Genomic DNA, 433 nt, shown 5'->3' on the forward strand with positions numbered 1-433 from the left:
TTTTTTTTTGCTGGAGGGCAGGGCGTCTGCCGCGAGGCAGAGTCTGAAGGGCTTGAGGAGAAGTACCAGGCCGTAGTGAAACGGGGCTACCCGAATTGCGAACCGGTCGGCCAAAGATGGGGCAAGGTCGAGTCTGCACTATGGAGACGAAGGCGTTCTAGTCCACCCATCGCACCAAGGTGTGTGCGGACGGCATGGTACGGAAGATGACGATGTGACCCACGGAGATCTCGTCGTGTCTGAAACAAGTGCACTTGTAGGGCGAGTGGTTAAACAAAGCCGAAGCGGTCGCGTCGCGCCCGCCGCTTCTAAAGAATGCGCGGCAGTTTCAGTAACGGATGCTATAAGGAAACCCCGAAATGCATACCGGACGCATGGCGAGAAGTCGGAGAGCTGCGTAATACTTCAGAACGGACGAACAACAGAAACGTCC

At 56.1% G+C, this 433-nt stretch carries 2 protein-coding genes; both read left to right on the top strand.

The window, feature by feature from the left end; all coding sequences use genetic code 11:
• Positions 1–210 (top strand): hypothetical protein (locus tag L6H65_RS26495; RefSeq protein ID WP_236347789.1); only part of this gene is annotated, 210 nt, incomplete at its 5' end.
• Positions 211–235: 25 nt separating this feature from the next.
• On the top strand, positions 236–433 hold a 198-nt coding region (locus tag L6H65_RS26500), incomplete at its 3' end, for a hypothetical protein (protein ID WP_236347791.1).

The sequence above is a fragment of the Paenibacillus plantiphilus genome, from assembly GCF_927798095.1.
Taxonomy (GTDB): domain Bacteria; phylum Bacillota; class Bacilli; order Paenibacillales; family Paenibacillaceae; genus Paenibacillus_Z; species Paenibacillus_Z plantiphilus.